This window comes from Streptomyces sp. NPDC088147 (assembly GCF_044741565.1).
GTDB lineage: Bacteria > Actinomycetota > Actinomycetes > Streptomycetales > Streptomycetaceae > Streptomyces.
Window position 1 is genome coordinate 1 of sequence record NZ_JBIUSY010000001.1, and the last position, 23,615, is coordinate 23,615.

Genomic DNA, 23,615 nt, shown 5'->3' on the forward strand with positions numbered 1-23,615 from the left:
ACACCACCCCCACCCACACCACCCTCCACATCACCGGCCACCAAAACACCACCCCCATCTTCACCACCACCCTCACCACCCCCCACACCACAACCCCACACACCGGCACCTGACACACCGGCACCCGACACACCGACACCCGACCCCGGCACACCGGCACCCCGCACCGGACCTACCCCCAACTCCAAACCCTGCCGAAAGACGGCCTTGGTACTGGGGAGTTCGCGGTGAACGCCAAGCCGTTGATCATGGTCCAGCGGTAGCCCCGAGGTGGGTTCTGACGCGGCTCGCGTACTCCCGGCGGGCTGTGCACTGCGCCGGGACTACCGAGGTCCCCGGCATGCCGTCCAAGGGCTGACAGCGGGCGAGGAGCTGGCGATGGACCGCGGGCGTGACGCTGACGCACAGGGTGCATCCCTGGCCGCGCCGTACAGTCACCCCCCGGTCGAGCGGGGCACGCTCGACAGGCTCCAGATCGATGGCACGGAGAAAGCCCGCGCCCCTGCACGGCACGTCGGGAACAACCGCAACTCCGGGGCCAGGGCGCGCCCGGGCCGGCGGGCATGTACACGGGCAGGAGGCCGGCCACGACGGTTCGAATGACACCACGGCTGACATCGCACTCGCGGACCAGACTCACGATGAACTGACCCTCCAGATACGCAGCGCGCACACCGTCCGCCTTGTCGGACGGGATGGCCGGGCGGCGTCCGCCCTTGTTGCCCTTGGCCTCGGTGGCCCGCAGTCCGTCGTAGGTCAGCTCCCGCTGGAGGTCGCCCTGGAATTCGCCGGCGGCGAGGGTCTGCACCATGAGCTACACGGTGGACAGCAGTTCTCCGGTGCGCGGGTGGCGGGCGGTGAGGCCCATCACGGAGAACGCTCCGCCGTGGATACGTAGCCTCACCCAGTAGTGGTGCAGGACGTCGAGCACGTCGAGGATGTGGCCGGTACCGCGTACGAGGCGGAACATCTCGGAGATGTGCACGGTATCGCCCGGCCTCACGTACGCCAGCAGCTCGCCGAACTTCGGCCGCCCCAGGGGGAAGGCGGCTGGAAGTACCCGCGGTCTCCTCGAAGACAACCAGGTCTTCGATCCCTGCCTCGGCGAGGACGAGATTCTGACGGTCGGTCGACTACTGGTCGGTCGACACCCGCATGTAGACCAGGTTGGCCATGCTGCTCCCCGTGCCGGTGGTCGCATTCGCCCCTCACCGTCAGCGAACCCCGTCATCATCCTTCATCGGATCTGAACGGATCGGCGCCGCCGTCGGGCCCCGGAAAGTCCGGGTTCATTGGACAAGCGGGCCGCCAATCGTCATTCGTTCGTCTACCGACAGCCGCAAGCTGGCCGGCAAGCCACCTTGGGATGTCGAAGTCGGGGCATTGCGGTGATGACGTACGAGCCCCCGCTGACTATGGAGCCAGGCCGATGGGGCAGCCGCAGCCTCAGCCTCGGAGCCTGGGTCCTCGCAGGATCGGCCCCGGGTCCGTCCGCGCGCCAACCGGAGGCTCTGCCGCCCTCCGCTACTCGGTGATACCGTGTAGTGGTACTCGGTGCTACACAGTACCGCTACGGCCGAGGAGGACTCGCGATGGACGACCTGACGGAGATGCTGAAGGGCACGCTCGAAGGGTGCGTGCTCGAAATCATCGGCAGCGAGGAAACCTACGGGTATGCCATCACTCGGCAGCTGAACGAGCTCGGCTTCGCCGATGTCGTCGAGGGGACCGTCTACACCATCTTGCTGCGACTGGAGAGGAACAAGCTCGTCCAGGTGACGAAACGACCATCCGGGGTCGGTCCGCCGCGCAAGTTCTACTCGCTCAACGACGCCGGACGCGAGGAACTCGCGAAGTTCTGGGCGAAATGGCAGTACGTCTCATCACGCATCAACAAGCTCAAGGAGGGCGGGAGATGAACTTCTGGGAGAAGATCACAGGCAGCGATCTCACCAGGGAATGGAAGGCGTTCGAAACCCGGGCCGAGGTCCTGCCGGACGACTACCGGGCGGCATGGGGACAGATCATCGCCCACCTCTTCCCCTATGGGGACTTCACCGGCCGCAACCTGATGCCGATCCTCGACGCCGCCCTGGGGCTGCTCGAAGTAGCAGCGGCCGACGGGCAGAGCGTCCACGAGGTGCTCGGCGACGACATCCCAGGCTTCTGCACCGCGCTGGCCGGTGGAGAAGGCGCTCGAACCTATCGCGACCGGTGGCGCGAGCAGTTGAACAGGAACGTCGCAAAGAAGCTGAGCCGGCTGGGAGGCTGACGTGAGCATCCAAGACATCATCGAGGGCAAAAAGCAGTGGCGGGCGCACATGGCCCGGGTCAAAGCGCTCCCGCAGGACTACCAGATCGTCTACAAGGAAATGCAGAAGTACCTGTTCAAGGTCGGACCGATCGACCTGCCCGACGGGCCCCTGCTCCCCGGGATCGTCGACTTCTTCGAGGAGGGCGCCGCCACGGGCAAGGGGGTCCTGGAGCTCATCGGCACGGACATCGCCGCGTTCTGCGACGATCTGATCAACGACTCACGCACCCACGCGGACGTCTATCAGGAATCCATCAGCGGGGAATCCGGCACGGTCGAGAAGTAGCACGCGGCGCCTCACACCAGTCAACTTAGCCAGCACGCGCGGTGTGTTCGCCTCGGCACAGCGCGAATGAATGCGGGCCGACCGGCCACCAGATGCCGCCGCAGATCCTGCCCACCGAGGTGGTCGAGCAGGTCTCCGGCGGCCGGTCGCTCCACACCATCTCCGGAAGGAAGTCACCGTACCTTCGTCTGTCACGCCCACATCCAGGCAGGATGACGGTCACCCGTCGCCGGCCGCCGTCTCCGCCGTCGGTCTGCGCAAGTCGTACGGCGACAAGACCGTCCTCGACGGCATCAATCTGCGCATCCCGGCCGGGTCCGGGTTCGCGCTGCTCGGGCCCCAACGGCGCAGGCAAGACCACCGCCGTCAAGATCCTTTCCACGCTCATCACCGCCGAGGCCGGTGACCTGCACGTCGGCGGGCACGACCTGGCCACGGACCCACAGGCGGTCCGTGCCGCAATCGGTGTCACCGGGCAGTTCCTCGGTAGGCGGCGGCCACCCGCGACCGCCGCCAGGACGTGCGACCGGAGAGCCGCATGCCGTGATGCGGCGCGTCGAAGCGCACGCCCGAGCGTGGCGGTCCGACCGGTCGTGCCGATGCCTTGGAGAGTGCGCTCACCCCAGGAACACAAGCAAAGCTGTTTGCTGTTACGGCAGATGACTGGCCCGCTCCCGGCGGATCTCCGACACCCGCCGCAGGTACCCACCCGGGGGCACGAAGGCGCCGCCCCAGCGAGTCGGCCTTTGCCTCGCGACATTCCGGGCATCAGCACCCATGCCGTCGGTAGGTCGAGAGGGAGCCGTGATCGAGCGCCGGATCCGTTGTCTCTCACGCGGGTGCCGGCGGTTCCTCAATCCATGTTGTGCAGGGCGTCTCTTCGGGTGAATAACTCGCTGGAATCGCCCGGCGCGCCTCGGGCCACTCCATGGTGAGGCGGAGGAACCACCAACAGGGAGGAACGGAATCATGCATGCGATGCGTATCGGAGCGATCCTGGGAGCGGTGGCGCTCACCATGGTGACCGTCCCGGCGAGCGACGCGCAGGCGGTGACGATCGCCTGCGGCGGGGGTGCGTCGACCGGTCGCGTCTCCGTCCACGGCTGTATCAGTTCGGAGACGGGAACCATCGACCATCCCTTTCGTCACGTGACTGCCTACGTCAAGCTGAAGAACACGGGAAACAGGGCGTTGACCGTCTCGTACGAGGCGTTCGGGATGACCCAGGGTGACACCGGCTGGACGAAGATGGGCAACAGTCGCACCAACGTCGGGCCGGGTCAGGACTTCGGCCCCGAAGCAGTGGGGACCGTGACCCGATGGGTGTGCGCACCGGGCAAGAAGGTTTCCATCCGCGTACGTGCCCAAGCCGCCGGTGCCGCCTGGAGCGCGTGGTCTCCCGCGTCCACGAAGCAGTGCACCACCTGAGCGCCTGACTCAAGGGGAAACCTTCACATCACCGACGACCGGAACTGGGCGCTGCTGGAGCGCGAGGCCGGCGCCCTGGTCGACGACTATCAGGCAGGCCGGTGGCTTCCGTGCCAGGACGAACAGCACTGGGCACAGCGCCTGACCTTCGCGGCCCGGACGCGGCGTTCGGTCGAGCAGGCGGTGCGCGACACCACGGAACACGTCCGGGCCGGTCTCCTGACGGGCGCGGTCGAACGGTTGCCACCACTGCTCGCCCACGTCGACAACGGAGACCGGTCGCTGCGGTCGGGCCGCCGACTCATGGGCGTCCTGGCCGCCGCGCCGCCCTAGCCGGCGCGGCCCAGGTTCGTCGTGGGCCGGCCACTCGCGTTCGTCGTCACAGGCCGGAACTTCCACACGATCCCCGTCCAGCACCCTGCGGTCATCCAGCCGCTTCCGCCCCCGCAAGACACGGGCAACAACGGCCGGACAAACTCCCACTCGGCATCAGACAGCTCATGACGACGTATCACGACACCATGATCCACCAACGCTGATCATTTGAAGACACCACGCAGCGGGGCGTGGACGGGACCTAAGAAGCTGTTGTCTCTTCGGATGTTATCGGTGTGTTTCCGCTGGTCGGGGATAGCAGTAGTGATTCCGTGGGCGTTGTGGCCTGTCGGGTCGTCGCTCCCCGGGAGGTCATGAATGCCGTCAGTCGTCGGACTGCTGGAACAGTACGAGCTCGCCGCTCGCCGTCGAGTCGACGGGCCGCGGGAGGAGGCCGACCGTATCCAGGCCGAACTGGCCGTGGCCGAGCAGGAATGGCAGGAGGGGGCGATTGCTCGCAGGCGGGTCGACACGGTGCCGGCTCCGGACGACGGCAACACCGCCGGCACGGAGGTCACTGAGGATCCACGGGATGCGGACGCACCGCCGGAATCCCGGGCTGCGGCGAAGCCGAAGTCGCAGGTGTCGGTGCCGGTGCCGGTGTGGCGTGAGGGCCTTGACGGGTCGGTGCTGTCGGTGGACCACCAGCGCATCCTTACCACGATCGCGGACCGGCAGCGGCTCCGTCAAGGGGCGCTGAACTGCCAGGAGTTGGCCGTGTTGTTCGGCTTGGACGCGGTGCCGGCGAAGGTGGAGGCGCCGCGGTCGAAGGCGAAGCGTCTGGTCGCGCGGGTCTGGCTGGCCGAGCAACAGCCGGGCCGGTTCACTCTCACCCCGGGGCTGGCCGGGCAAGACGGCGTGTCATAAGTTGGGGCATCGACCAGTGGACCATCGCTTCGGCGCTGGCGGTGTGGCGTTCGAAGTCGCGCACGAGACGGCGGCTTCGCATCAGGTGGGCGAAGAGGCGCTCGACGATCCACCGCTTGGGCAGCGCCGTGAAGCCGCGCATGTCGTGTTGCGTTTCACGATCGCCAGGACCAGCGCGAGCGTGGTGAGGCAGTGGGCGACGAGGCTGCCGGTGCAGCCGCCGTCGGCCCAGACCAGTTCCAGCCGGTGGTGCGCGTCGGCGACCTGCCCGAGCAGTACGCGAGCGGCAGTTCGGTCGCCGGTGTCCGCAGCGGTGACCATCACGCCCAGCAGCAGGCCGAGCGTGTCGACCACGACGTGCCGCTTGCGGCCGTTGACGAGTCTGCCGCCGTCGAAGCCGCGGCTGTCCGTTCCGACGACGGCGTCCGCCTTGACCGACTGCGAGTCGATCACACCGGCCGTCGGCTCCGCATCCCGCCCCAGCTCCTTGCGGACCCGGCCGCGCAACTGGTCGTGGAACTCCTTGACCAGGGAGTTGTCGCGCCAGCGGCGGAAGAATGCGTAGATGCGGTCCCATGGTGGGAAGTCGGCAGGCATTGCCCGCCACTTGATCCCGTTGTCCACGAGATACCAGATTGCATCGAGCAAGGCCCGGTGGCAGTACCCCTCCGGCCGGCCGCGCCGGCCACGCATCCAGCCCGGCACCGGAAGTAGCGGGCGGACCACGGCCCACTCCCCGTCCGTCACGTCCGTCGGGTAGCGAGGCTGCCGTGTTCCGTTGTCGGCGGCGTTTCCGAACCGGTGAGCCAGGCAGTCACACTCCCAGGTGACCGCACTGGACCGCCCGGCCATCGGCACGCATGGCTGCTGCACCAGGGCCTCCCGCTGCTCGGCGATTCGACACCAACGAGCTGTTCAAGAGCCCCTGTTCGTATGCGCCCAGCGCCACCGACCACCCGATCGGGACTCCCGTTCGACGCGCATCTCTCAAGATCGTAAAGACCACAGCTTCTTGGAGAGAGTTCGAATCCGGCCCCGACGATCTGGCAGCGTCGCGCCGAGCAAGCGGTCATCTGGGTGCGGGGTCGTGCAGGTATGCGAGCCGACTGATGATCTCGTCCTCCAGCGGACCGGGTGGCGGCCACGGGAATCGGGGAATGCGAGCGCGGAGCAGAATGAGGCCGTGCAGAGCCGCCCAAAGAGCGGTCGCCGTGGCGAGCGCATCCTCCGCACGGGACGTGCCGTCGCGCATCGCATCGGCGACGTCGCGCAGAAGTATCGAGAATGCTTCGGCTGGAGCGAGTTGACTCGCGATGGGCTCGCCGACAATGGGCGCGAGCTGGCGTACCGCCTGGTCAATGCGTTCTTCTGTGGTGCTGCTACCCCTGGGCCGCGGGCGGGAGAACAGAAGGGCGTAGAGCTCGGGCTGTTCGGCACCGAAGACGAGATAGGCGTGACAGTCGGCCAGAAGTCGTTCACGCGCGCCGTCCGCTCCCGCCCGGGCGGTCTCAAGATGACGCACCAGCAGTGAGCGGGTTTCGGTGACCACGGCCTCCACGATCTGGTCGGGCGTGTCGAAGTGCGCGTAGATCGACGGTGGCGCGATGCCGACCTTGCGGGCGATCGCCCGCAAGGTCACCGCGCTGTCCGATCCGGTCTCGACCAGCAGCTCACGCGCTGCGGTCACGATCTCGTCGCGGAGTTGCCCTCCCTGACCTCGGGGGTTGCGTCTGCGTGCTGCCGCTGAAGCCATGACGATGACTTTACAGCCGTAAGTTCTCGTGCTCTACTTACGGCCGTAAGGTTACATTGGTAGCGTGAAGGAAGATGGTCATGGACGTTCTCGTTCACATACTCACCGTCGACAGCCGCATGAACGTCGGTGCCGGCGCCGAAGGGTCACGGTGCACCGCATGAGCGCCACGACCGTCACCCCGCTTTCCATGGGCAACAGCAACGCCTATCTCCTGCGTGGCGAGCAGGCGATCCTCGTGGACACAGGCGGACCGGAGGACGGCGACCGCCTGCGCGACGCGCTGTCCGCGCAGGGCCTTCAGCCTCGCGACATCGCCCTGGTCCTCCTGACCCACGGCCACAACGACCACAGCGGCACGGCGGCGTCGTTCGCGGATGCCGGCGTTCCGATCGCGGTCGGCCTGGGTGACGAACAACTCCTGCGTACCGGACGCATCGGCGTACTCCCGATCAGTCATCCAGCCGGTGCGATATTGAGGCCCATGGTCCTCCGCGCGAAGGCCCAGCCGGTCGAAGCCGACATCCTGGTGGAGGACAAGTTCGACCTGAGTCCCTATGGTGTCGACGCGCACGCCGAGCGGTTCGGCGGCCACACCCCCGGGTCGCTCGTCGTCCGCGTCGGCGACGACACGCTCGTCGGCGACCTGGTCCGCGGTGGCGTGCTGCGCCGCCAGAGCCCGAAGCGCCATTTCTTCACCGAGGACGCCGCCGGAGTGCGCAGGGCGCTCATGACCGAGCTCGACCGCCGTCCGCAGCGCCTGCTCCCCGGCCACGGCGGGCCCCTCGACGCGGACGAGACCCGACGACGCCTCGACAAGGTCGCTCCGGTGCCCAGTCGGCTCGCGGCATCCGGGTGAGGCAGGTGGCGCTACGGTCCGCGGCACGGTCGCACGTGTAGTCGAGGAGTGGGTGGCTATGCCGATGAACAACGGTTCCGTTCCACTTTATGGACTCTGTCCCATAAAAGACGCTGTTGGCGATCTTTATTCGTTCCGGTGAAGTCCTCTTGAAATCCGTCGTGTTGGCCGAGGCATGGTGGTCCGGTGGCGAGGCTGCCGCGTCCCATTGTCGGCGGCGTTTCCGAACCGGTGAGCCAGGCAGTCACACTCCCAGGTGACCGCACTGGACCGCCCGGCCATCGGCACGCACGGCTGCTGCACCAGGGCCTCCCGCTGCTCGGCGACTCGACACCAACGAGCTGTTCAAGAGCCCCTGTTCGTATGCGCGCAGCGCCGCCGACCACCCGATCGGGACTCCCGTTCAACGCGCATCTCTCAAAATCGAAAAGACAACAGCCTATAAGGGTTGTCCCGCAATGCCAGGAGACTGATGGTCATGCTGTGTCCGGGTCGGTGCCGATGGCGCCGGCCGAGCGAAGCGAACGCCCGAGGTCTTCGGTGAGGATGCGGGGGTGTCGCCGCCACCACCACAGATCGGGGTCGGGCAGCCTGTGGAACTGGTCGAGTGCCTGGCCATCGTCGTCGATGGTCGCGGCCTTGTACCGGTCATCCAGAACCATGATCTGCGGGGTCCAGAGTTGGACGATGTGCTCGTCCAACAGGAGCCACGCCTCGTGCAGCCAGTTTCGGCAGTACAGGTCGTTGGTGTACTCGTAGATGTCGTCGCTGTAGCCGCGCTCGATGAAGCGCACCAGAGCAGCCCACGCGTTCACTCGTTCAGCGACGGTGAATACCTTCCGCCAGCCTCGCCGGTGCAACAGCTCTCCCACCTCGGTTTCAGTAGCCACAGGCGTGAGGCTCTCACGCCCGATCCGTCTGGACGAACGAGATATGTTCCGACAGAGACTGGCGGATCCAGCAGTACGATCAAGGTGAGACGATCTCACCGTGGCTGGTGTGATCACGGCTTCGGAGCCGTCCTGGATAGCCCCGTTCACCGGGCTGAGCGCCGGCCTCTTCCGGAAGCTGGTGACGGCTCTGCGGCGCGAGGGTGCGGACGCGGTCCGCAAGGGCCGGCCGTGGAGCCTGCCGCTGGAGGACCGGGCACTGCTGGTCGCGGCCTACTGGCGCACAAACCTCACCATGCGCCAGTTGGCCCTGCTGTTCGGGGTTTCCAAGTCGGCAGCGGACCGGAGCATTGACCAACTCGGGCCCATGCTCGCCCTCCAGCCCCACAAACGGTTCGCGAAGGACACCATGCTGATCGTGGATGGCACCCTGGTACCCACCCACCCGCGATCACACTGTCGCCGAGCAGTCGAAGAACTACCGGTACTCCACAAACCACCAGGTCGTCATCGACGCCGACACCCGCCTCGTCGTGATCGCCGGCCGGCCCCTGCCCGGCAACCGCAACGCCTGCAAGGCGTGGGAAGAGTCCGGCGCGAAGGCCGCCGTCGGCACGACGATGACGATCGCCGACGGAGGCTGTCCGGGCACCGGGCTCGTGATGCCACATCGGCGCCGCCAGGGCGAGGAGTTGCCCGGCCGGAAGCAGGCCCACAACAAGTCCCACAAGCAGGTCCGCGCCCGCGTCAAGCACGTCTTCGCTCGAATGAAGACCTGGAAGATCCTCCGCGACTGCCGTCTCAAAGGCGACGGCGTCCACCACGCCATGCTCGGTATCGCACGGATGTATGACCTCGCCCTCGCCGGATAGACCACCCCGCCGTACAGCAGCCCACCATGCCCCAAGGCCACTCAGAGATCATTTACGGGACAGCCCTTGGGCATTCACTCCGAATCACCGGCGCGCGTGCTTGGCGGCCAGTGAGCGGGCGACCAGTCTCCCCCGGGGTCGGTAGTTTGCCCCACTTCGATCAGATGGCCGTCAGGATCGCGGATGTAGCAGCGGATCTCGTACTGGTGCTGTTTCGGCGGTGTCAGGAACTGGGCACCCCGGGCGCTCCACTCCGCGTACAAGGCGTGGATGTCCTTGACCCGGATATTGAGAAAACTGCTGACCTGATCGGGATCGCGCGGCGTCTCAAGGGTGATGACCGATGGCTTGTCGTCGGTCGGGCCTCCGCCGCCGTTGATGATGATCCAGCTGTTGGCTAGTGCGACATAGGTCAGCCCTCCGGGGCCGGAGTAGCCCACCCGGCCGCCGAGCACTTCGGTGTAGAAGCGTCGAGAGCGCTCGACATCGTCCGAGATGATGAAGTCGGCCAGCACAATTCCCTCTGGCGGTGGTGGGAGCTGGGCCATCTGGTACCTCCACTCGGCGGTCGCATACCCCTGACGATCGCGATCACGGTGCGCACACCAGTCCGCAGCCCTGTCGGCCGTACTCCTGCCGGTCCCGGCCCCTCTGCGCCAGCCGACACCGCCACGCGTCTACGACCCCAAAGGCGGCCGACCGCCCAAGCACGGTGGCGAGTTCATCTGCGGCGATACCAGCACCTGGGGCGCCGAGCAGACCGCGACAACCACGGACACCCGGCTCCACGGGAAGGCGACCGCTCAAGCGTGGGATCGGCTGCACCCGCGACTCGCCCGCCGGGCGACCTGGATCGACTACGACGGCCCGCCGGTGCCCGGTGCAGTGGGAGGCGCGGAGGCTGGAGCCGGCCGAACTCCAGCGACTGGTCCTCGCCGCCGTCGCTCCGTACGTCGACCGCGACGTCCTCGCCCGGCAGGTCGCCCGCGAGGAAGAGCAACACCGCGCCCTGGCCGCCTTCCTGGACGGCTGGGACGCGGCGAGCGGGGAGCACGCACGGACGTGGCGCTGTGCGGGGTGCCGCAGGCTCAGGCGAGCGCCAGTGCAAGGTGAAGCGACACGAGCGCGGTGGAGGCCCGGATCACCGGTGACCGGCGGACCGGTGCGCCCCAGCTGAGGACTGCCTGCCATAGCGCAGTACGATCTGACACTTCGTGTCGGAATCCCACGGCCGATGTCGGCTGAATGTCGGATACGACATGGAGATGAGACTTTCAGAGAAGTCGCCCTCGTCCAGCGGCCGGTGTCACGGTCACGGGATGTCGAGCAGGACCTTCCCGACGACACCCTGTTCGAGTGCGGCATGGGCGTCAGCGATGTGCTCAAGGGCGTAGCGGTGCAGCGGCAGTCCGGCTTCCTCGCCCACGCGCAGTGCCCCCGCGTTGACGGCCGCAGCGACGTCGGTGAGCGCTTGCCGCTTCGCCGCAGGCGGCACGGTGTAGACGTAGACGCCCTGCCAGCGCAGGTTCGCCGGCAGTGAGGTGAGCACCGGGACGGACAGCCGCTCGCTCTCGCCGCCCGAGTAGTAGGCCACCACGGCCCCTTGGGCGGCCACCGCCGTGTCGAGAGCGGCGTTGGCGCCCGGCGCGACCTCCACGACGATGTCGACGCCCTTGGGGGCGAAATCCAGGATCTCCGCGACCGCGTCCTGCGTGCGGTAGTCGACCGTCCGGTGGGCACCGGCCGCGCGAGCCAGCGCGGCCTTGGCCGGGCTGCTGACCGTGGTCACGACACGCGCTCCGGCCCAACGGGCCAGTTGGACGGCCGCGTTGCCGACGGCGCCGGCTCCGCCCGCCACCAGCACGGTGGCACCCCGCAGAGAACCGGGCGCGATACGACCCGGCCCGCCGTCATGCACCGTCAGCGCGCGATGGGCGGTCAGGGCCGGGACGCCCAGGGCCGCGCCGAGTTCGAACGGAGCGTGGTCGGGCAGGGCAACAGCGTGCCGGTCGGGGACCAGCGTGTACTGCTGTGCCGTCCCCCAGGGCCGCTCCCACGCGGCCTCCCAGATCCACACCCGCTGTCCGATCCGTGCCGGATCGACCTGCGAACCAACGGCATCGATCACCCCGGCGCCGTCCTGGTGGGGCACCTGCTCATCCATGCCCTGCGGCAGTGCACGTCTGCGGCTGCGCCAGTCCGTCGGGTTGACGCCCGAGATGTGCACCCGGACCCGTACCTCGCCCGAGCCGGGCTCGGGCACCGGACGCTCGACGAGCTGGAAAACCTCGGGTCCGCCGGCAGCCGTCCGGACGACGCACTTCATCTCTCACCCTTCATTCGCTCGCCCCCGGGGAACAGTCGGCCGACACCAGGGAGGATGCCAGTCCGTAGGGGACACCCTCCGAACCCCCTTATGGAGTGAGATATTCCGGGAGTCCCGTGCACTCTGCTGGGTCCTGGCACCGCCGGGTCGTGCAGTGCCCCGTCCGCGGAGGTGCATGGACCGGGTGGTGGTGGGCAGCTCTCCGATTCCGGCGCGGCTAGGGTCGGCGACGTGGTCCAGTGCTCTTCACACGTCAAGCTGAGGAAATGACACGTGCCTGAGACAGCAGCCCAGTGACACGTCCTGAGACGAGGAGAAGAACTCCAGGTCACAGAGTCACCGCCTGACAGCGAGGCGGAGAACCTACAGCCGTCTTCCTCCGCGTTCACACCAGAGCCGAAGGCTGGGATCCCGACCGAGCAGGCTCCGGCCGCCGTGCGGCCGGAGCGCCCGCCGACCGGATCAGCCGGGCCTTCCCCCTCCTGCGCGCGCCTCGTACGTCTCGCCGGGCGGACCCAACGTCGGTTGTGGACAGGGTTACGAAGCCTTCTGTCGCAGACGGTTCCGCTCGCCACGGCGCCTTGCCGCCACGCGGTCAAGGAACCCCACGGTGTCGTGGCGTCGATGGCACGTGGGTGCGCACTCGGCGGCCATGCCAGGTGGGTTGCCCGTCACCTGGGCGATCTCCGGCAGACCGGGTGGGTGAGGTGCTCGATGAGCAGGTCGTGGTCCGTCCAGCGCACCTTGGCGAATGGGAGGCGGAAGCCGTGGGTGTCGGCGTGCTTCGTGAAGCCCGCCATGTCCAGCCACTCAGCTCCGGAGCGGAAGATCAGCAACCGGAGCAGCAGGGCACTTCCGAGCCTCGCCGTCTCCCGTCATGCTTCCTCGAACCAGCTGTGCTCCCGGGCGAAAGCCGTTTCCGCTGGCGTCAGTCCGTGGTGCCGGCAGGGTGACTCCTCTCCGTATTCGATAGCGGCTCGGAGCCTGCATACCCTCGAGTGGAGCTGAAGCTCAGACAGTGTCGCTGTTGGGGTGGATGGTGAAGACCTGGTCCAGGCCGATCATGGTGAGGATGCGCAGGGTGTGGGCGGGCACGGCGGTAAGAGTCATGTCGGCGCCGGCCGCTTGGGCACGCTGACGGGCGGCCAGGAGGGCGGTGATGCCGGTGGAGTCGCAGAACTCCAGGCCGGACAAGTCGATGACCAGGTTCTGTCCCGGGCTCAGGACGAGGCGTTCGGTCTGTTGGCGCAGGGTGGTGGCCTGCGCGTAGTCGAGTTCACCGGCCACCCGCAGCACGGGTCCGGTGGTGGCGTTGCGGTGCGTGATGCTCAGCGGGCTCATCGGGATTGATTCGTTCCGGGCGTGAGGTCGGGCGGGTTGCGGGGACGCCGAGCGCGAGCAGGGCGGTGTCGTCGTCCAGGCCGTTGCCGAAGCTTTCCAGCAGCCCGGTCAGGGCGGTGACCATTTCATGGGGGGTGGCGGGTGCGAGGTCGCCGGCGAAGGCGCGCAGGGCGTCGTCGCCGAAGAGGTTCTCGCGTGTGGGGCCGGTGCGGGCCTCGGTGAGGCCGTCGGTGTAGAGCAGAAGTGTGTCGCCGGCGGCGAGGGTGATCTGTGCGGTGCTGAACGGGGCGGCGGGCAGGACGCCGACGAGGAGTCCTCCCGGGGTGGCCAGGTAGCGGGCGTTGCCGTCGGCCGGTATGACCAGCGCCGGGGGGTGGCCGCCGGAGGCGACGCGCACGATGGTGTGGCTGTGGTCGGCGCCCGGCTCGATGGTGCCGAAGATGACGGTGCAGTAGCGGGGGTCGCCGCCGGCGGCGTAACGCTCGTGCAGGACGGAGTTGAGGGTGGTCAGGGCTGCGGCCGGCTCGGGGTTGTGGAGGGCCGCGGCGCGCAGGGTGTAGCGGGTCAGGGAGGTGAGGGAGGCTGCTTGGGGGCCTTTGCCGCACACGTCGCCGAGGAAGAACGCCCACCGGCCCCCGCCCAGGGAGAACAGGTCGTAGAAGTCGCCGCCCAGACGGTCGGGCGAGGCGGTGTGGTAGTAGGCGGCCGCCTCCAGTCCCGGCACGGCGGGCAGCGAGGTCGGTACGAGGGACTGCTGGAGCACGGCGAGCGCGTCAGCCAGTCGTTCCCGGTCGGCCTCGGCCTGGCGCCGGGCCTCTTCCGCCTCCGCACGAGCCCGCTCGGCCTCTCCACGGGCCCGCTCGGCCTCCGCACGAGCCCGCTCGGCCTCTTGGCGGCGGCGCAGGAGTTCCTGCTCATAGGCGCGCCGGTCGGAGGCGTCGAAGACAGTGGTGCGGATCAGCAGCCGCTCACCCTCACTGCCGTTCTTGACCACGGAGGAGACCAGCACCGGAAGCCGACGCCCTTCGGCGGCCTTCATCTCCAGGGCGATACCGCGCAGCTCGCCTTGCATGTGCAGCAGTGGGGCGAAGTGTGTTTCGTAGTAGAGCTTCCCCCCGACGGTGAGGAGATCAGGGAAGCGGAGCCGGCCCATCACCGCCTCGCGCTTCAGGCCGAGCCAGTTCAGCAGCGTGGTGTTGATCTTGGCGATGGTGCCGTCCATCAGCATCGACAGATAGCCGCACGGCGCGGCCTCGTACAGGTCCTCGGCGCTGTCCTCCAGCAGCGCGGTGAACACCGCGTCCGTGCCTTGCGCGTCCCCGATCTCCGCCGGGTCCGGCTCCTCGCCGGTGCGGCACGTCACCGCTGGGCGGCCAGAAAGTCGAGGATCGCTTCGTTGGTGGCCTCGGGTGCACTCAGCTGCGGGCAGTGCCCGGTCGCGTCGAGGGTGACCAGGCGGGAGGAGGGGATCGCGGCGTGCACGTACGCGCCGACCTCGCGGGGCGCGATCACATCCTGGGCGCATTCCAGCACCAGGGTCGGTATCTTCACGCTTTTCAGGTCCTCGCGGGTGTCGGACAGGAACGTGGTGCGGGCGAAGACGCGGGCGATGTCCGGGTCGGTGGCGCAGAAGCTGTTGGTCAGTTCCTGTCCCAGTTCCGGCCGCTCCGGATTCCCCATGATCACCGGAGCCATCGCAGAGGACCAGCCCAGGTAGTTCGACTCCAGCGACGCCAGCAGCTCATCGATGTCATCGGAGGTGAAGCCGCCCCGGTAGCCGTCGTCGTCGATGTAGCGGGGCGAGGGAGCCACCATCACCAGCGCCCCGATCCGCTCCGGCGCCATCCGCGTGGCCAGCACCCCCACCATGGCGCTGACGGAATGCCCGACGAACACCGCCCCCTCCAGGTCCAGCGCCTCACAGACCTCCACCACGTCCTGGGCATAGCCCTGGAGTGAGGAGTACCGCTCGTGGCTCCAGGCGGACAGGTCCGAACCGCCGGAGCCGACATAGTCGAACGCCACCACGCGATACCGCTTCGCCAGCGCCGGCACGGCCAGCCGCCACATGTTCTGATCACAGCCGAAGCCGTGTGCCAGCACCACCACCGGCCCATGGGCCAAGCCGGTGACCGACACGTTGTTCCTGCTGAGGATGTCCATACGGGCCATACTCGCACTGCCACGCAAGACACACGGCCTGCGGACGGGCCCACCGCCCGGTGGAGCCGGCGGAAAAAGCCGGCAGGGTAACGCGCCTTCCGCGATCCGGCGTGTACTGGCCGCCGTGGATAAGCGTGCCCATCGTGGGTACCCGGAGGGATCAGATCCGCACGCGACAGGAGACACGACAATGGCTTCCGAGGCAACCCCTCACTACACCGTCCCGGGCCTCACGGTGCAGGACGCCGGCACGGTCGTAGAGCTGCTCCAGCAGCGTCTGCACTCCCTCAACGATCTCCATCTCACGCTCAAGCACGTCCACTGGAATGTCGTGGGCCCGCATTTCATCGCCGTGCACGAAATGCTCGACCCGCAGGTCGACCGGATTCGCGACATGGCCGACGATGTCGCCGAGCGCCTCGCGGCCCTGGGCGGCGTCGCCCACGGCACTCCCGGCTCGCTGGTCGAAGAGCGCACCTGGGAGGACTACAGCGTGGGCCGCGCCGACGCCATCGCCCACCTCGGTGCGCTCGACCTCGTCTACAACGGCGTGCTTCAGGACCTGCGCGCTGCGATCAAGACGGTGGGTGACATCGACCCGGCCACCGAGGACCTGCTCATTGAGCAACTCCGTGACCTGGAAAAGTTCCAGTGGTTCGTACGGGCGCACCTGGAGACCGCAGGCGGCACCCTCACCACGGCCCACGCCACCACTGAGACGGAAGCCGCCCAGCAGGCCATCGACCAGTGACCTCAGGGCTGCGTGGACGTTGACGGCCGGATCAAATCGTCATAGCCATCACCCGAGCACCACTCCACGCGAGGTCGCGAGGACCGCGCCTGCCTGCGCCGTCGCGGGACCCGCTGCACCATCCCGAACACGGCCGGGCAGGCGCGCAACCGGAAGAAGCAGGGTTCCTCCGGTGGTCGGTCACCGAAATTCGATCCGATGGGTTACGGAGCGCGCACGCGGTCGAGTGCGGCATCAACCGCCTCAGAAACATCGTGCCGTGGCGACGAGATACGACAAGCTCGCGGTCCGCTGTGAGGCAACTGTGCTTGTCGCGGCCGTCAACGAGTGGCTGCGGTCCGCATGCGCCTACGGGTTCGCGGAACACCTGAGAGCGAGCGAAGCAGTGCGTTACCTGCCGACGGAGCCGTCAGCCTGCTCACGGAGGATGTCGGCGTGGCCCGCATGGCGAGCCGTCTCTTCGATCATGTGCACCAGGACCCACCGCATCGATCGCACCGTGCCCGCTTTGCCTGCCGCCCGAGCACAGGGATGGCTCAAGTCGGCACAGCGCTCGATGATCTCGTTGGACCGTTCGATGGCACTGCGATAGGCGGCGAGGAGACTATCCGTGCTGTCCCCCGCGGAAAGGTCCATGCCGAAGTCCGGATGCTCGTCGTCGGCGCCCTCGAAGGCCCAGGCGAACCAGTAAAGCTCTGCCGCCGTCAGATGCTTGACCAGGCCGAGAACACTGGTGCCAGAGGGCACTCCGGGCGTTCGTCCCTGCCCGTCGTCAAGGCCCTGTGCCTTTCCGGCCACTGCTTCGCGGACGTAGTTCAGGAACGCGAGCAATGTCGACTTCTCGTCGGACTCGCTGTCAGGAGGGCCTATGCCGCGGCGTTGTCGCGTCTCTGTCACCGGGGCACACTAGCTTGATCCACTTTCGAAACGCACCCTACCGCCCAGGACTGTTTCTCCGTATCCGGTGACGGCCGCCTCGGTCTGCGCCTCCGGGAGAGCGGGGAGGCCACGTCGAAGCTCCCCCCACGGAGGGCGATCCGCACTGCGGCAAGCTCCATACGACCGCCGTGCCACAGGCCGTGAGCTCTGCGACCAGCTTGCGTTCAAGCTGGTCGCAGAGCTCACGGCCTGTGGCAGCCTGCGGACGTCCCGACGGTCTGCCGCCTCGCGGGCCCGTTGTCAGAACCTGCCGCCCGTCATGCGGGTGAGGGGGCCGCCATGCGGCCTGGCCGTCTGCCGGCCCAGGGCGAAGGCGCCGCCCGCCAGGCCGACGACTCCAGCCGCGGCGCCCGCCGCTATGGCCTTCCGGTGCTTGATGACGGTCCAGGCTGTGGTCGCCGAGGACACCGCCTTGCTCGCCGTGGAGAGGACCGCCTGCTGTCCGCTTTCCCAGCCGGCGGCAGCCGCGTGGCCGATGTGTTTCGTGGCGTCGCCCGCGGACCGCACACCGGTGTCGGCGGACTTCTCGGCGGCTCGCACCGACGTCCTGGCCTTCGAGGCCGCGACCGCGGAGTCCGTCTTCGCCCGGCTCCCGGCGGCCTTGGCCGTCTTCGGGGCGGGGGCGCCGGCGCGCTCGGCCGCCTGCCGTCCCTTGGAGGTGGCGGACTTGGCGCTCTCGTTCGGCTTTCCCGAAGTGCCGTTCGCGTTCTGGTTTGCTTCGCTCTCTGCAGTCATGATGTTCGTGTTGCCTCTCAATGCTGCCTGAAACACCGTGCTCGGGTCAGTGGGAGTCGCGGGGCAACAGCGAGCCGAGCGGCCCGAGATCCAGATTGAGGTCGTCCATGGTCAGGCCGTAGCGCTCGCAGAGTTCGGTCATGCGGTCCTGGAGGATCATCAGTGTCATGCCGATGCGTTCCTCCTGGTCCTCCCGGAGGTCGCCTTGATCGACCCGGTGCAACGCAGTGCGTTCCATCAGCTGTCGCAACAGTTCGACGATGGTGAGGACCAGCTTGATCAGGTCCCGTTCCACGGTGTCCGAGTGCGTTTCGAGGCGTCGGGCGACGCCGCCGCGGGGCGTGGGCTCGTCAGGTCCCATCGGCACGAGATCGAACGCGCACGCCGCTGCCCGTGCGACCTCCTGGAAGTCGCCGTCGCGGGTTGTGTCAGGCATGGTGAGGCTCCTTGCACGCTCTCAAGCCAGGATCGGTGTGGCTCACCACGGTGCCGGTCCGTCGGGTGTGATCGAGCGGATGACCGCCCGCAGGTTGATGTGCACGAGATCCACGTCGGCGACGGAGAGCACAAGGTCCCCGGTCAGGACCGCCCCGCCGGTCAGCAGCCGGTCGAGCAGGTCGACAAGGGCGACCTGCCGGCCCGCGAGGGACTCGATGGAGTCCTCGGTGCCGCCCGGCGGCCTCCGGCTCCGGTCCTCGGCGAATCCGACGGTCGGCAGCGCCTCGTTCAGTTCGCTGTTCACCGCCCCCCGCTCTCCTGGCCGGCGCCTGCCGTCGGAGGTCCGGCGAACGAGTACGGCGCCCACGGTCCGGTGATCTCGACGCGTACACCGGGAACGTCGTCGGCGATTCCCGCCAGCGCCGTACGGAACTCGGCGACGCGTGCCGCCTCCACCAGATAGGCGTCGTTGGCGATGTTCTCGCCAGTGCCCGGCGCGAGATCCCGCTGCTGTGGGCGGTGTGCCAGCCGGGCGCGGACGATGGCTCCCACCCGGGCGTGTGCGTCGGCGGCGACCGCCCCGGCCGCCTGGTAGGCGTCACGGTGGTGACGTCGCTGGGCGCGGCGCTGTTGCAGATACGCCCGCCCTGGGCCGGACGCCACAGGCTCGCTCACCGCTGTGCCGGTCGTGGCGGCCTCCTGCGGATCGGCGTAGACCTTGACGCCCAGCTCGACATGTCCGTCGAGCCGGATGAGCAAGGCCGCCAGTTCCGCGGCCCGTTCACGGAGCATGTCCGCCACCCGCTCGTCGTCCAGATACACCGTGGCCAGCCGCATGGGCAGAACGGTCGTGGTCCCGTAGAGGGCCTCGACCACGGCGTGGTGGGTGCGGGCCAGCACTTCGAGCCGCTCGATGTCCTCCATCTGTGCCCTGAGACCGTCCATGTCGAAGGCGTCGTGAGGCACCGACGACACCAGGGCCACGAGATCGCCGGCGCACACCGTCCGCAGCGAACCGCCATGCAGCCCGGCCCGGTCGGACAGGGTGGACAGGGCGGATTCCCGCACCGCTTCCGTACGGCCGACCGCGTAGACATAGCTCATCGACGGGGCGACGGGGGGCATGTCGGCGCCGCTCACAGCTCCTCCTTGTCTTTCGCTGCCCGCAACTCGGCCAGCTCGGCGCGCAGTTGCGCGTTCTCCAGTGCCAGTGGGTCGACGTCCCTGTCGTCCGGCGACGCGTCGTGGGCCGCGTGTGAGCCGTGGGATCCCTTCACCTGGTGTGCGGGCCGGGCACGCGAGGAGAGCGAGGGGTCGTGCTCCCACCAGTCGATGCCCATTTCCTTGGCCCGGTCCACGGACGCGACCAGCAGCCTCAGCTTGATGGTCAGCAGCTCGATGTCGAGGAGATTGATCTGGATGTCGCCCGCGATGACGATGCCCTTGTCCAGGACACGCTCAAGGATGTCGGCGAGGTTGGCGGATTGTCCTTGCTGGCCGTACGGAGACACCCCGGAGGCGGCCCCCATACGGCCGGCCAGTGAATCGGACACGTGGAATCAGCCCTGTCTGTGGTGCGGCGGAGTGTGTCAGCGACGGCCCGAGGCGGTACGGCGCCGGGACCGTGGGGCCGGCTCGTCTTCCTCCTCGTCCACGACCTCGTGCCCGTCCTCGGCGGGAGCAGGCTCCTCGTCAGCAGGATCGTCGTCGGGAGCATCCGCGTCGCGGTATTCGTCTCCTTCGTCGGAGAGGTCCTCGTCGTCGGCGTACTCCTCGTCGGCCTCGTCCTCGGGGACGCCTTCGTCCTCGTCCTCTGCGTCGAGGTCTTCGGCGTCGAGGTCTTCGGCGTCGCGCTCGGACTCTTCCAGGTCGGCTCCGTCCCGGACTTCGGGACTCTCCTCGCTCTCCTCGGTGTCCTCGTCCTCCTCTCGCGCACGGGCCTCTTCCTCCTCGACGGCCTCGTCGTGCTCCAGCACGACCTCTCCGTCGCGGATCTCACCACGCCAGCCGTCGGTGGCCTCGCCGCGCATCATGATGAACTTGCGGTAGAGCTTGAGGTCGAGACGGGCCCGGCGGCCCTGGGCGCGCCAGATGTTGCCGGTCTTCTCGAACAGGCCCTTGGGGAAGTATTCGAGAACCAGCAGGACGCGCGTCAGGTTGTCGGTGATGGCGTGGAAGGTCACCACACCCTTGACCGTGCCCTTGGCGCCCTCGGTGGTCCAGGTGATGCGCTCGTCCGGCACCTGCTCGGTGACGTTCGCCTTCCAGCTGCGGGTGGACTTGGCGACCTTCACCTTCCAGTTGCTGCTGGTGTCGTCGGCCTTCTCGACACTCACGACACCCTTGGCGAAGGTGCTGAACTCCTGGAACTGCGTCCACTGGTCGTACGCCTCACGCACCGGCACACCGACGTCGATGTCCTCGATGATGGTGACGCTCTTCGACTTGCCGCCGCCGCCCTTGCGTCCCTTGCCGAACAGACCCTTGACCTTGTCCTTGATGGTGTCCTTCAGATGGGAGGTGCCGGCGGCCATGGCGGCCTGGGCGGGGGACTTGCCCTCACTGAGCGCCTGACCGCCCTTGGCCAGACTCTTCACGCCCCCGCCGGGACCGTTCGTGGGATCGGCCAGCTTGCCGACGCCTTCGCCGAGGCGGTGCCCGAGGCTGGTGACGGCGTGCTGGGCACGCGCCTTGAGGTAATTCTGAAGCTCTTCCTTCAGACGGTCGGTGGCCGGGTTCTTCGCCACCTCGTCCTTGAACTTGGTCAGAGTCGACTCAGCCATTGCTGCCACCCCGCTCCTTGCGGCCGGCCGCCGAAGCGGTCTTGCGCGCCCCCGAGGTCGCCTTCCGCGTGGCGGACGAGGTCTTCTTTCGCGGCTCGCCGGTGTGGTTCGAGGCGGTCCTGCGAGCCCCGGACGCGGCCTTGGCCGCAGGCTCGGCGGTCCGCTTGGCGGCCCTACGCCTCGGCGCCGACTTCTCGTCGTGCTCGTCGTGCTCGTCGCCGGAGTTGCCGGCGTCATCGTTACGGAAGTCCTGGTCGGCCTCGTCCAAGTCCTCGTCGTCCTCGGCGCGGCCGGCCCTGCCATCGAGGTCCAGCGTCCGCTGATGCAAGGAGTCGGCCAGGCCGGACGCCCTCTGCGTCAGCGCGTTGGTGGCGGCGGACTTCGTAGCGTCCACCAGTTCCTTGCGGACCTGGTCGTTGAGGGAGCCCAGAACAGGCGAGTTGGCCACCAGTTTACCGAGCTGCTTCGGATCGAAGCTCAGCTTCTTGCCGGCCAGGAACATTCCGAGGCCGATGGCCATTTTTGCCTTCTTCGTGCGTCCCAGCAGGTATCCGCCCGCCAGAGCGACGGCTATCTTGACATTCCCTGTCATCTCTCGTCACCTCATTCTCTCCGTATCAGGTATCGGCCCTCAGGCGTCGCTGGTGCGCCTCGATCTCGTCGAGCCTGTCCAGCAGCGCGTCCTCACGCCGATCGAATTCTTCTTCGGTAATTCCGCCGCTCAGCAGCTCCTTCTCCAGGTCGGCCAGTTCCTTGCGCACCGGATCGGGGTCGTAATACTCCCTTTCCGCCGCGAGCACCGCCTGGTCGAGAACCCAGATGGCGCCTCGCACAGGCGCGAGGGGAAGGGTGAGAATGTGCGTGAAGAGGCCCATGGGGATCCCCCCGTCAGCGAAAGTCAGACGAAACTGTAAGGAGGCAACGGCCCACTCAGGGTGAACTCGTAGTCGTCACCCCGGCGTTCCGCCTCTTCGTGCACAGCCTGTGAGAACACCGCGGCCCCGTCACGCTTCACCAAGAAGGAGACGTTCAGGAAATGGGCCTTGGCGGGATCGGCCTCGGAGCTGCGTTCCGCCGACGGAGCCAGCACGCCGAGGATGTCGCCCGCCACCGCGCTCTGACGGATCTGGATCTCCTGCGAAACACGCTCGCCGAGCATCATCTTCTCGTCCTGTGCCCCAGGGTTCTGCCGTGTGTACTCGCTCAGCCGGCGCACTTCGTCGGATGCGGCGAGTATTTCCCGCAGCAGGCTCTCCTCCGCCCGCGCGACCTTCAGGTTGTACTCCAGGCACCCGTCGAGCTCCGCGAGACGTGTCATATAGCTGTCCCGTTCCGCTTCCAGCGCAGTGAGAACCTGATCGTCGTCGGGGCCGACGAGCCCGAACCTCATCGGCAGCGCGGCGCCGTCGGCCATCAGCCGCTCCAGCACGCTCTGGTGCGCGACGAGATCACGGCGCTTGGCGCGCAGGCCCGGCGGAGTGTCGCTGACAACGGCGCCCAGCGTCTCCGTCTTGACGGCGCGCAGGACGGACGGCGGGTCACCGATGCCGCTGAGTCCCTCCAACCGCAGGGGATGGTCGGCCGAGGTGATGGCGTAGATGTATGTGGGCATCGGCTATTCCTCCCTGCGCTGAGCGGTACGGCGGCTGCTGCTGGACGAAGCGGTCTTGCGCGCCGGCCGCTTCTCCCGCTCCTTGTCGTCGTCGGAGCCGGAGTCGCCACGACTGCCCTGGAATGAATCGCTGATGGCTTCCACCGCGCCCGTCAGCGCTCCTTTCGACTTGCCTTTGGCTCCGCTCTCGACCGTGTCCCCGACGATGTCGGTCAGCTGCGTCGGGGCCTTGCGGCCCGATTCGAGGTCCAGCCGGTTGCACGCCTCGGCGAATCGCAGATACGTGTCGACACTGGCGACCACGACACGCACATCGATCTTGAGGATCTCGATGCCCACGATCGAAACGCGAACGAAGGCATCGATGACGAGCCCCCTGTCGAGAATCAGCTCGAGAACATCGTAGAGATTTCCCGATCCGCTCCCACCGCTTGAGGCGTTGCTCTGTTGAACGAGACTCATCGTCGGCCTTCCTTCCAATGAGTTGTGTCACATGATCCGGTCCGATCACGGTGGTGGACGCGACTCAGCGGTCGACCTGCCCCCGTGAATACCGGCGAATTCGTTCGTAGCCCACGAGCCGGCCCTGATCGCCGAGCGAGACGCGGTAGGAAGCCATAACGCTTGTGGTGTCGGGGATCTTCTCGATCTCGACGACTTCCACATCCGCGGTCCACCCGTCGTCCGTAGCCTTCAGAGCGGACACGGAACCGGGCTCGCGCTGGAGAAGTTCGGCGAGTTGTCCGACTGCTTTGCGCATCGCCGTCGAGATATCGATACGCGTCTGCTTCTCCTCGCCGTCCTTGCTGTCGGTGGTCACCATGTTCCCGCCTGTCATACGTCGTCCGGACTTCCTCGCGGGCCGTCCGGTAAATTTCGCCGG

At 67.7% G+C, this 23,615-nt stretch carries 30 protein-coding genes and 2 pseudogenes; 9 read left to right on the top strand and 23 right to left on the bottom strand.

Features of this window, described 5'->3' with window-relative positions; all coding sequences use genetic code 11:
• Positions 1-814 precede the first annotated feature (814 nt).
• Entirely contained in the window at positions 815-1,081 is a 267-nt protein-coding gene (locus ACIOGX_RS00005) for a recombinase family protein (RefSeq protein ID WP_356518760.1), read from the bottom strand.
• A gap of 511 nt (positions 1,082-1,592) precedes the next feature.
• On the opposite strand from ACIOGX_RS00005, the gene ACIOGX_RS00010 reads away from it, so the two are divergent.
• The 5 genes and pseudogenes from ACIOGX_RS00010 (at position 1,593) to ACIOGX_RS00030 (ending at position 4,028) form a co-directional block, all read left to right on the top strand.
• Entirely contained in the window at positions 1,593-1,919 is a 327-nt protein-coding gene (locus ACIOGX_RS00010) for a PadR family transcriptional regulator (protein ID WP_137982132.1), read from the top strand.
• Positions 1,916-2,272, top strand: coding sequence for a DUF1048 domain-containing protein (locus tag ACIOGX_RS00015; RefSeq protein WP_129771882.1), 357 nt, complete (start codon positions 1,916-1,918; stop codon positions 2,270-2,272). The genes ACIOGX_RS00010 and ACIOGX_RS00015 overlap by 4 nt, the downstream gene beginning before the upstream one ends.
• Position 2,273: 1 nt before the next feature.
• On the top strand, positions 2,274-2,600 hold the full coding sequence (locus ACIOGX_RS00020) for a DUF1048 domain-containing protein (RefSeq protein WP_401908740.1): 327 nt from the start codon (positions 2,274-2,276) through the stop codon (positions 2,598-2,600).
• A gap of 253 nt (positions 2,601-2,853) precedes the next feature.
• Positions 2,854-3,082, top strand: a pseudogene (locus ACIOGX_RS00025) (ATP-binding cassette domain-containing protein); the annotation flags it as partial.
• Between the two features lie 487 nt (positions 3,083-3,569).
• Complete coding sequence (locus ACIOGX_RS00030) at positions 3,570-4,028, top strand: hypothetical protein (protein WP_401758043.1); 459 nt, start codon at positions 3,570-3,572, stop codon at positions 4,026-4,028.
• 9 nt (positions 4,029-4,037) lie between these two features.
• Here ACIOGX_RS00030 and ACIOGX_RS00035 read toward each other — a convergent pair whose 3' ends face one another.
• A complete protein-coding gene (locus tag ACIOGX_RS00035) occupies positions 4,038-4,289 on the bottom strand; it encodes a hypothetical protein (protein ID WP_401908743.1) in 252 nt (83 codons plus the stop codon).
• 432 nt (positions 4,290-4,721) lie between these two features.
• On the opposite strand from ACIOGX_RS00035, the gene ACIOGX_RS00040 reads away from it, so the two are divergent.
• Positions 4,722-5,270 (top strand): hypothetical protein, encoded by a 549-nt coding sequence (locus ACIOGX_RS00040; protein WP_401908746.1) that lies wholly within the window; start codon positions 4,722-4,724, stop codon positions 5,268-5,270.
• Positions 5,271-5,351: 81 nt separating this feature from the next.
• Here ACIOGX_RS00040 and ACIOGX_RS00045 read toward each other — a convergent pair whose 3' ends face one another.
• Positions 5,352-6,122, bottom strand: coding sequence for an IS5 family transposase (locus ACIOGX_RS00045; RefSeq protein ID WP_401910481.1), 771 nt, complete (start codon positions 6,120-6,122; stop codon positions 5,352-5,354).
• A gap of 217 nt (positions 6,123-6,339) precedes the next feature.
• Entirely contained in the window at positions 6,340-7,023 is a 684-nt protein-coding gene (locus ACIOGX_RS00050) for a TetR/AcrR family transcriptional regulator (protein WP_356518754.1), read from the bottom strand.
• A 160-nt stretch (positions 7,024-7,183) separates the two neighbouring features.
• Here ACIOGX_RS00050 and ACIOGX_RS00055 point away from each other — a divergent pair, with 160 nt between their 5' ends.
• Positions 7,184-7,882 carry an MBL fold metallo-hydrolase gene (locus tag ACIOGX_RS00055; RefSeq protein ID WP_356518753.1) on the top strand — a complete coding sequence of 233 codons (699 nt, stop codon included), beginning with the start codon at positions 7,184-7,186 and terminating at the stop codon, positions 7,880-7,882.
• Positions 7,883-8,358: 476 nt separating this feature from the next.
• On the opposite strand, the gene ACIOGX_RS00060 is transcribed toward ACIOGX_RS00055, so the two are convergent.
• Entirely contained in the window at positions 8,359-8,772 is a 414-nt protein-coding gene (locus ACIOGX_RS00060) for a hypothetical protein (protein ID WP_356518752.1), read from the bottom strand.
• Positions 8,773-8,872: 100 nt separating this feature from the next.
• Between ACIOGX_RS00060 and ACIOGX_RS00065 the strand changes: the two are divergent.
• Positions 8,873-9,644 (top strand): annotated as a pseudogene (locus tag ACIOGX_RS00065) (transposase family protein).
• 74 nt (positions 9,645-9,718) lie between these two features.
• On the opposite strand, the gene ACIOGX_RS00070 reads toward ACIOGX_RS00065, so the two are convergent.
• The 6 genes from ACIOGX_RS00070 to ACIOGX_RS00095 all read right to left on the bottom strand — a co-directional run bounded on the left by ACIOGX_RS00070 (position 9,719) and on the right by ACIOGX_RS00095 (position 15,474).
• Complete coding sequence (locus ACIOGX_RS00070; protein ID WP_356518751.1) at positions 9,719-10,192, bottom strand: VOC family protein; 474 nt, start codon at positions 10,190-10,192, stop codon at positions 9,719-9,721.
• Positions 10,193-10,956: 764 nt separating this feature from the next.
• Entirely contained in the window at positions 10,957-11,970 is a 1,014-nt protein-coding gene (locus ACIOGX_RS00075) for an NADPH:quinone reductase (protein ID WP_401908750.1), read from the bottom strand.
• A 671-nt stretch (positions 11,971-12,641) separates the two neighbouring features.
• Positions 12,642-12,770: a hypothetical protein gene (locus tag ACIOGX_RS00080; protein WP_356518749.1), complete on the bottom strand. Its 129-nt coding sequence runs from the start codon at positions 12,768-12,770 to the stop codon at positions 12,642-12,644.
• Between the two features lie 211 nt (positions 12,771-12,981).
• Positions 12,982-13,311, bottom strand: coding sequence for an STAS domain-containing protein (locus tag ACIOGX_RS00085; protein WP_401908753.1), 330 nt, complete (start codon positions 13,309-13,311; stop codon positions 12,982-12,984).
• Positions 13,247-14,674 (bottom strand): PP2C family protein-serine/threonine phosphatase, encoded by a 1,428-nt coding sequence (locus tag ACIOGX_RS00090; protein ID WP_401908756.1) that lies wholly within the window; start codon positions 14,672-14,674, stop codon positions 13,247-13,249. Before ACIOGX_RS00090 ends, ACIOGX_RS00085 begins: the two co-directional genes overlap by 65 nt.
• On the bottom strand, positions 14,671-15,474 hold the full coding sequence (locus ACIOGX_RS00095; protein WP_356518746.1) for an alpha/beta hydrolase: 804 nt from the start codon (positions 15,472-15,474) through the stop codon (positions 14,671-14,673). Before ACIOGX_RS00095 ends, ACIOGX_RS00090 begins: the two co-directional genes overlap by 4 nt.
• Positions 15,475-15,664: 190 nt before the next feature.
• Here ACIOGX_RS00095 and dps point away from each other — a divergent pair, with 190 nt between their 5' ends.
• Positions 15,665-16,225 carry a DNA starvation/stationary phase protection protein Dps gene (gene dps / locus ACIOGX_RS00100; RefSeq protein ID WP_401758069.1) on the top strand — a complete coding sequence of 187 codons (561 nt, stop codon included), beginning with the start codon at positions 15,665-15,667 and terminating at the stop codon, positions 16,223-16,225.
• A 390-nt stretch (positions 16,226-16,615) separates the two neighbouring features.
• Here dps and ACIOGX_RS00105 read toward each other — a convergent pair whose 3' ends face one another.
• From ACIOGX_RS00105 to ACIOGX_RS00160, 12 genes are all read right to left on the bottom strand, one after another.
• Complete coding sequence (locus tag ACIOGX_RS00105; protein WP_401908760.1) at positions 16,616-17,122, bottom strand: DinB family protein; 507 nt, start codon at positions 17,120-17,122, stop codon at positions 16,616-16,618.
• A gap of 282 nt (positions 17,123-17,404) precedes the next feature.
• Positions 17,405-17,899: a hypothetical protein gene (locus ACIOGX_RS00110; RefSeq protein ID WP_401908763.1), complete on the bottom strand. Its 495-nt coding sequence runs from the start codon at positions 17,897-17,899 to the stop codon at positions 17,405-17,407.
• A 46-nt stretch (positions 17,900-17,945) separates the two neighbouring features.
• On the bottom strand, positions 17,946-18,335 hold the full coding sequence (locus ACIOGX_RS00115) for a gas vesicle protein K (RefSeq protein WP_401908765.1): 390 nt from the start codon (positions 18,333-18,335) through the stop codon (positions 17,946-17,948).
• A 42-nt stretch (positions 18,336-18,377) separates the two neighbouring features.
• Positions 18,378-18,554, bottom strand: coding sequence for a gas vesicle protein (locus ACIOGX_RS00120; protein WP_401910484.1), 177 nt, complete (start codon positions 18,552-18,554; stop codon positions 18,378-18,380).
• A gap of 83 nt (positions 18,555-18,637) precedes the next feature.
• Positions 18,638-19,477, bottom strand: coding sequence for a GvpL/GvpF family gas vesicle protein (locus ACIOGX_RS00125; RefSeq protein ID WP_401908768.1), 840 nt, complete (start codon positions 19,475-19,477; stop codon positions 18,638-18,640).
• The gene (locus ACIOGX_RS00130; RefSeq protein ID WP_356518380.1) at positions 19,474-19,866 is read right to left on the bottom strand and encodes a gas vesicle protein; all 393 of its coding nucleotides are present in this window, start codon (positions 19,864-19,866) and stop codon (positions 19,474-19,476) included. The genes ACIOGX_RS00125 and ACIOGX_RS00130 overlap by 4 nt, the downstream gene beginning before the upstream one ends.
• Before the next feature lie 60 nt (positions 19,867-19,926).
• Complete coding sequence (locus ACIOGX_RS00135) at positions 19,927-21,120, bottom strand: SRPBCC family protein (protein ID WP_401908771.1); 1,194 nt, start codon at positions 21,118-21,120, stop codon at positions 19,927-19,929.
• Positions 21,113-21,712, bottom strand: a complete 600-nt coding sequence (locus ACIOGX_RS00140; protein ID WP_401908774.1) for a hypothetical protein — start codon at positions 21,710-21,712, stop codon at positions 21,113-21,115. Before ACIOGX_RS00140 ends, ACIOGX_RS00135 begins: the two co-directional genes overlap by 8 nt.
• A gap of 25 nt (positions 21,713-21,737) precedes the next feature.
• On the bottom strand, positions 21,738-21,995 hold the full coding sequence (locus ACIOGX_RS00145) for a gas vesicle protein GvpG (RefSeq protein ID WP_356518293.1): 258 nt from the start codon (positions 21,993-21,995) through the stop codon (positions 21,738-21,740).
• Between the two features lie 23 nt (positions 21,996-22,018).
• On the bottom strand, positions 22,019-22,732 hold the full coding sequence (locus ACIOGX_RS00150; protein ID WP_401908777.1) for a GvpL/GvpF family gas vesicle protein: 714 nt from the start codon (positions 22,730-22,732) through the stop codon (positions 22,019-22,021).
• A 3-nt stretch (positions 22,733-22,735) separates the two neighbouring features.
• Complete coding sequence (locus ACIOGX_RS00155; protein WP_401908779.1) at positions 22,736-23,194, bottom strand: gas vesicle structural protein GvpA; 459 nt, start codon at positions 23,192-23,194, stop codon at positions 22,736-22,738.
• Between the two features lie 64 nt (positions 23,195-23,258).
• The gene (locus ACIOGX_RS00160) at positions 23,259-23,555 is read right to left on the bottom strand and encodes a gas vesicle protein (protein WP_384770566.1); all 297 of its coding nucleotides are present in this window, start codon (positions 23,553-23,555) and stop codon (positions 23,259-23,261) included.
• Between the last annotated feature and the right edge of the window lie 60 nt (positions 23,556-23,615).

What these genes read in the sequence shown, in the direction of transcription:
- ACIOGX_RS00115 (WP_401908765.1), bottom strand. Translation starts at nt 18,335, where the DNA reads ATGCCTGACACAACCCGCGACGGCGACTTCCAGGAGGTCGCACGGGCA.
- ACIOGX_RS00045 (WP_401910481.1), bottom strand. Translation starts at nt 6,122, where the DNA reads ATGGCCGGGCGGTCCAGTGCGGTCACCTGGGAGTGTGACTGCCTGGCT.
- ACIOGX_RS00145 (WP_356518293.1), bottom strand. Translation starts at nt 21,995, where the DNA reads ATGGGCCTCTTCACGCACATTCTCACCCTTCCCCTCGCGCCTGTGCGA.
- ACIOGX_RS00075 (WP_401908750.1), bottom strand. Translation starts at nt 11,970, where the DNA reads ATGAAGTGCGTCGTCCGGACGGCTGCCGGCGGACCCGAGGTTTTCCAG.
- ACIOGX_RS00080 (WP_356518749.1), bottom strand. Translation starts at nt 12,770, where the DNA reads ATGGCGGGCTTCACGAAGCACGCCGACACCCACGGCTTCCGCCTCCCA.
- ACIOGX_RS00055 (WP_356518753.1), top strand. Translation starts at nt 7,184, where the DNA reads ATGAGCGCCACGACCGTCACCCCGCTTTCCATGGGCAACAGCAACGCC.
- ACIOGX_RS00040 (WP_401908746.1), top strand. Translation starts at nt 4,722, where the DNA reads ATGCCGTCAGTCGTCGGACTGCTGGAACAGTACGAGCTCGCCGCTCGC.
- ACIOGX_RS00015 (WP_129771882.1), top strand. Translation starts at nt 1,916, where the DNA reads ATGAACTTCTGGGAGAAGATCACAGGCAGCGATCTCACCAGGGAATGG.
- ACIOGX_RS00150 (WP_401908777.1), bottom strand. Translation starts at nt 22,732, where the DNA reads ATGCCCACATACATCTACGCCATCACCTCGGCCGACCATCCCCTGCGG.
- ACIOGX_RS00130 (WP_356518380.1), bottom strand. Translation starts at nt 19,866, where the DNA reads ATGGGGGCCGCCTCCGGGGTGTCTCCGTACGGCCAGCAAGGACAATCC.
- ACIOGX_RS00010 (WP_137982132.1), top strand. Translation starts at nt 1,593, where the DNA reads ATGGACGACCTGACGGAGATGCTGAAGGGCACGCTCGAAGGGTGCGTG.
- ACIOGX_RS00110 (WP_401908763.1), bottom strand. Translation starts at nt 17,899, where the DNA reads ATGACTGCAGAGAGCGAAGCAAACCAGAACGCGAACGGCACTTCGGGA.
- ACIOGX_RS00140 (WP_401908774.1), bottom strand. Translation starts at nt 21,712, where the DNA reads ATGACAGGGAATGTCAAGATAGCCGTCGCTCTGGCGGGCGGATACCTG.
- ACIOGX_RS00155 (WP_401908779.1), bottom strand. Translation starts at nt 23,194, where the DNA reads ATGAGTCTCGTTCAACAGAGCAACGCCTCAAGCGGTGGGAGCGGATCG.
- ACIOGX_RS00135 (WP_401908771.1), bottom strand. Translation starts at nt 21,120, where the DNA reads ATGGCTGAGTCGACTCTGACCAAGTTCAAGGACGAGGTGGCGAAGAAC.
- ACIOGX_RS00160 (WP_384770566.1), bottom strand. Translation starts at nt 23,555, where the DNA reads ATGGTGACCACCGACAGCAAGGACGGCGAGGAGAAGCAGACGCGTATC.
- ACIOGX_RS00095 (WP_356518746.1), bottom strand. Translation starts at nt 15,474, where the DNA reads ATGGACATCCTCAGCAGGAACAACGTGTCGGTCACCGGCTTGGCCCAT.
- ACIOGX_RS00050 (WP_356518754.1), bottom strand. Translation starts at nt 7,023, where the DNA reads ATGGCTTCAGCGGCAGCACGCAGACGCAACCCCCGAGGTCAGGGAGGG.
- ACIOGX_RS00070 (WP_356518751.1), bottom strand. Translation starts at nt 10,192, where the DNA reads ATGGCCCAGCTCCCACCACCGCCAGAGGGAATTGTGCTGGCCGACTTC.
- ACIOGX_RS00085 (WP_401908753.1), bottom strand. Translation starts at nt 13,311, where the DNA reads ATGAGCCCGCTGAGCATCACGCACCGCAACGCCACCACCGGACCCGTG.
- dps (WP_401758069.1), top strand. Translation starts at nt 15,665, where the DNA reads ATGGCTTCCGAGGCAACCCCTCACTACACCGTCCCGGGCCTCACGGTG.
- ACIOGX_RS00030 (WP_401758043.1), top strand. Translation starts at nt 3,570, where the DNA reads ATGCATGCGATGCGTATCGGAGCGATCCTGGGAGCGGTGGCGCTCACC.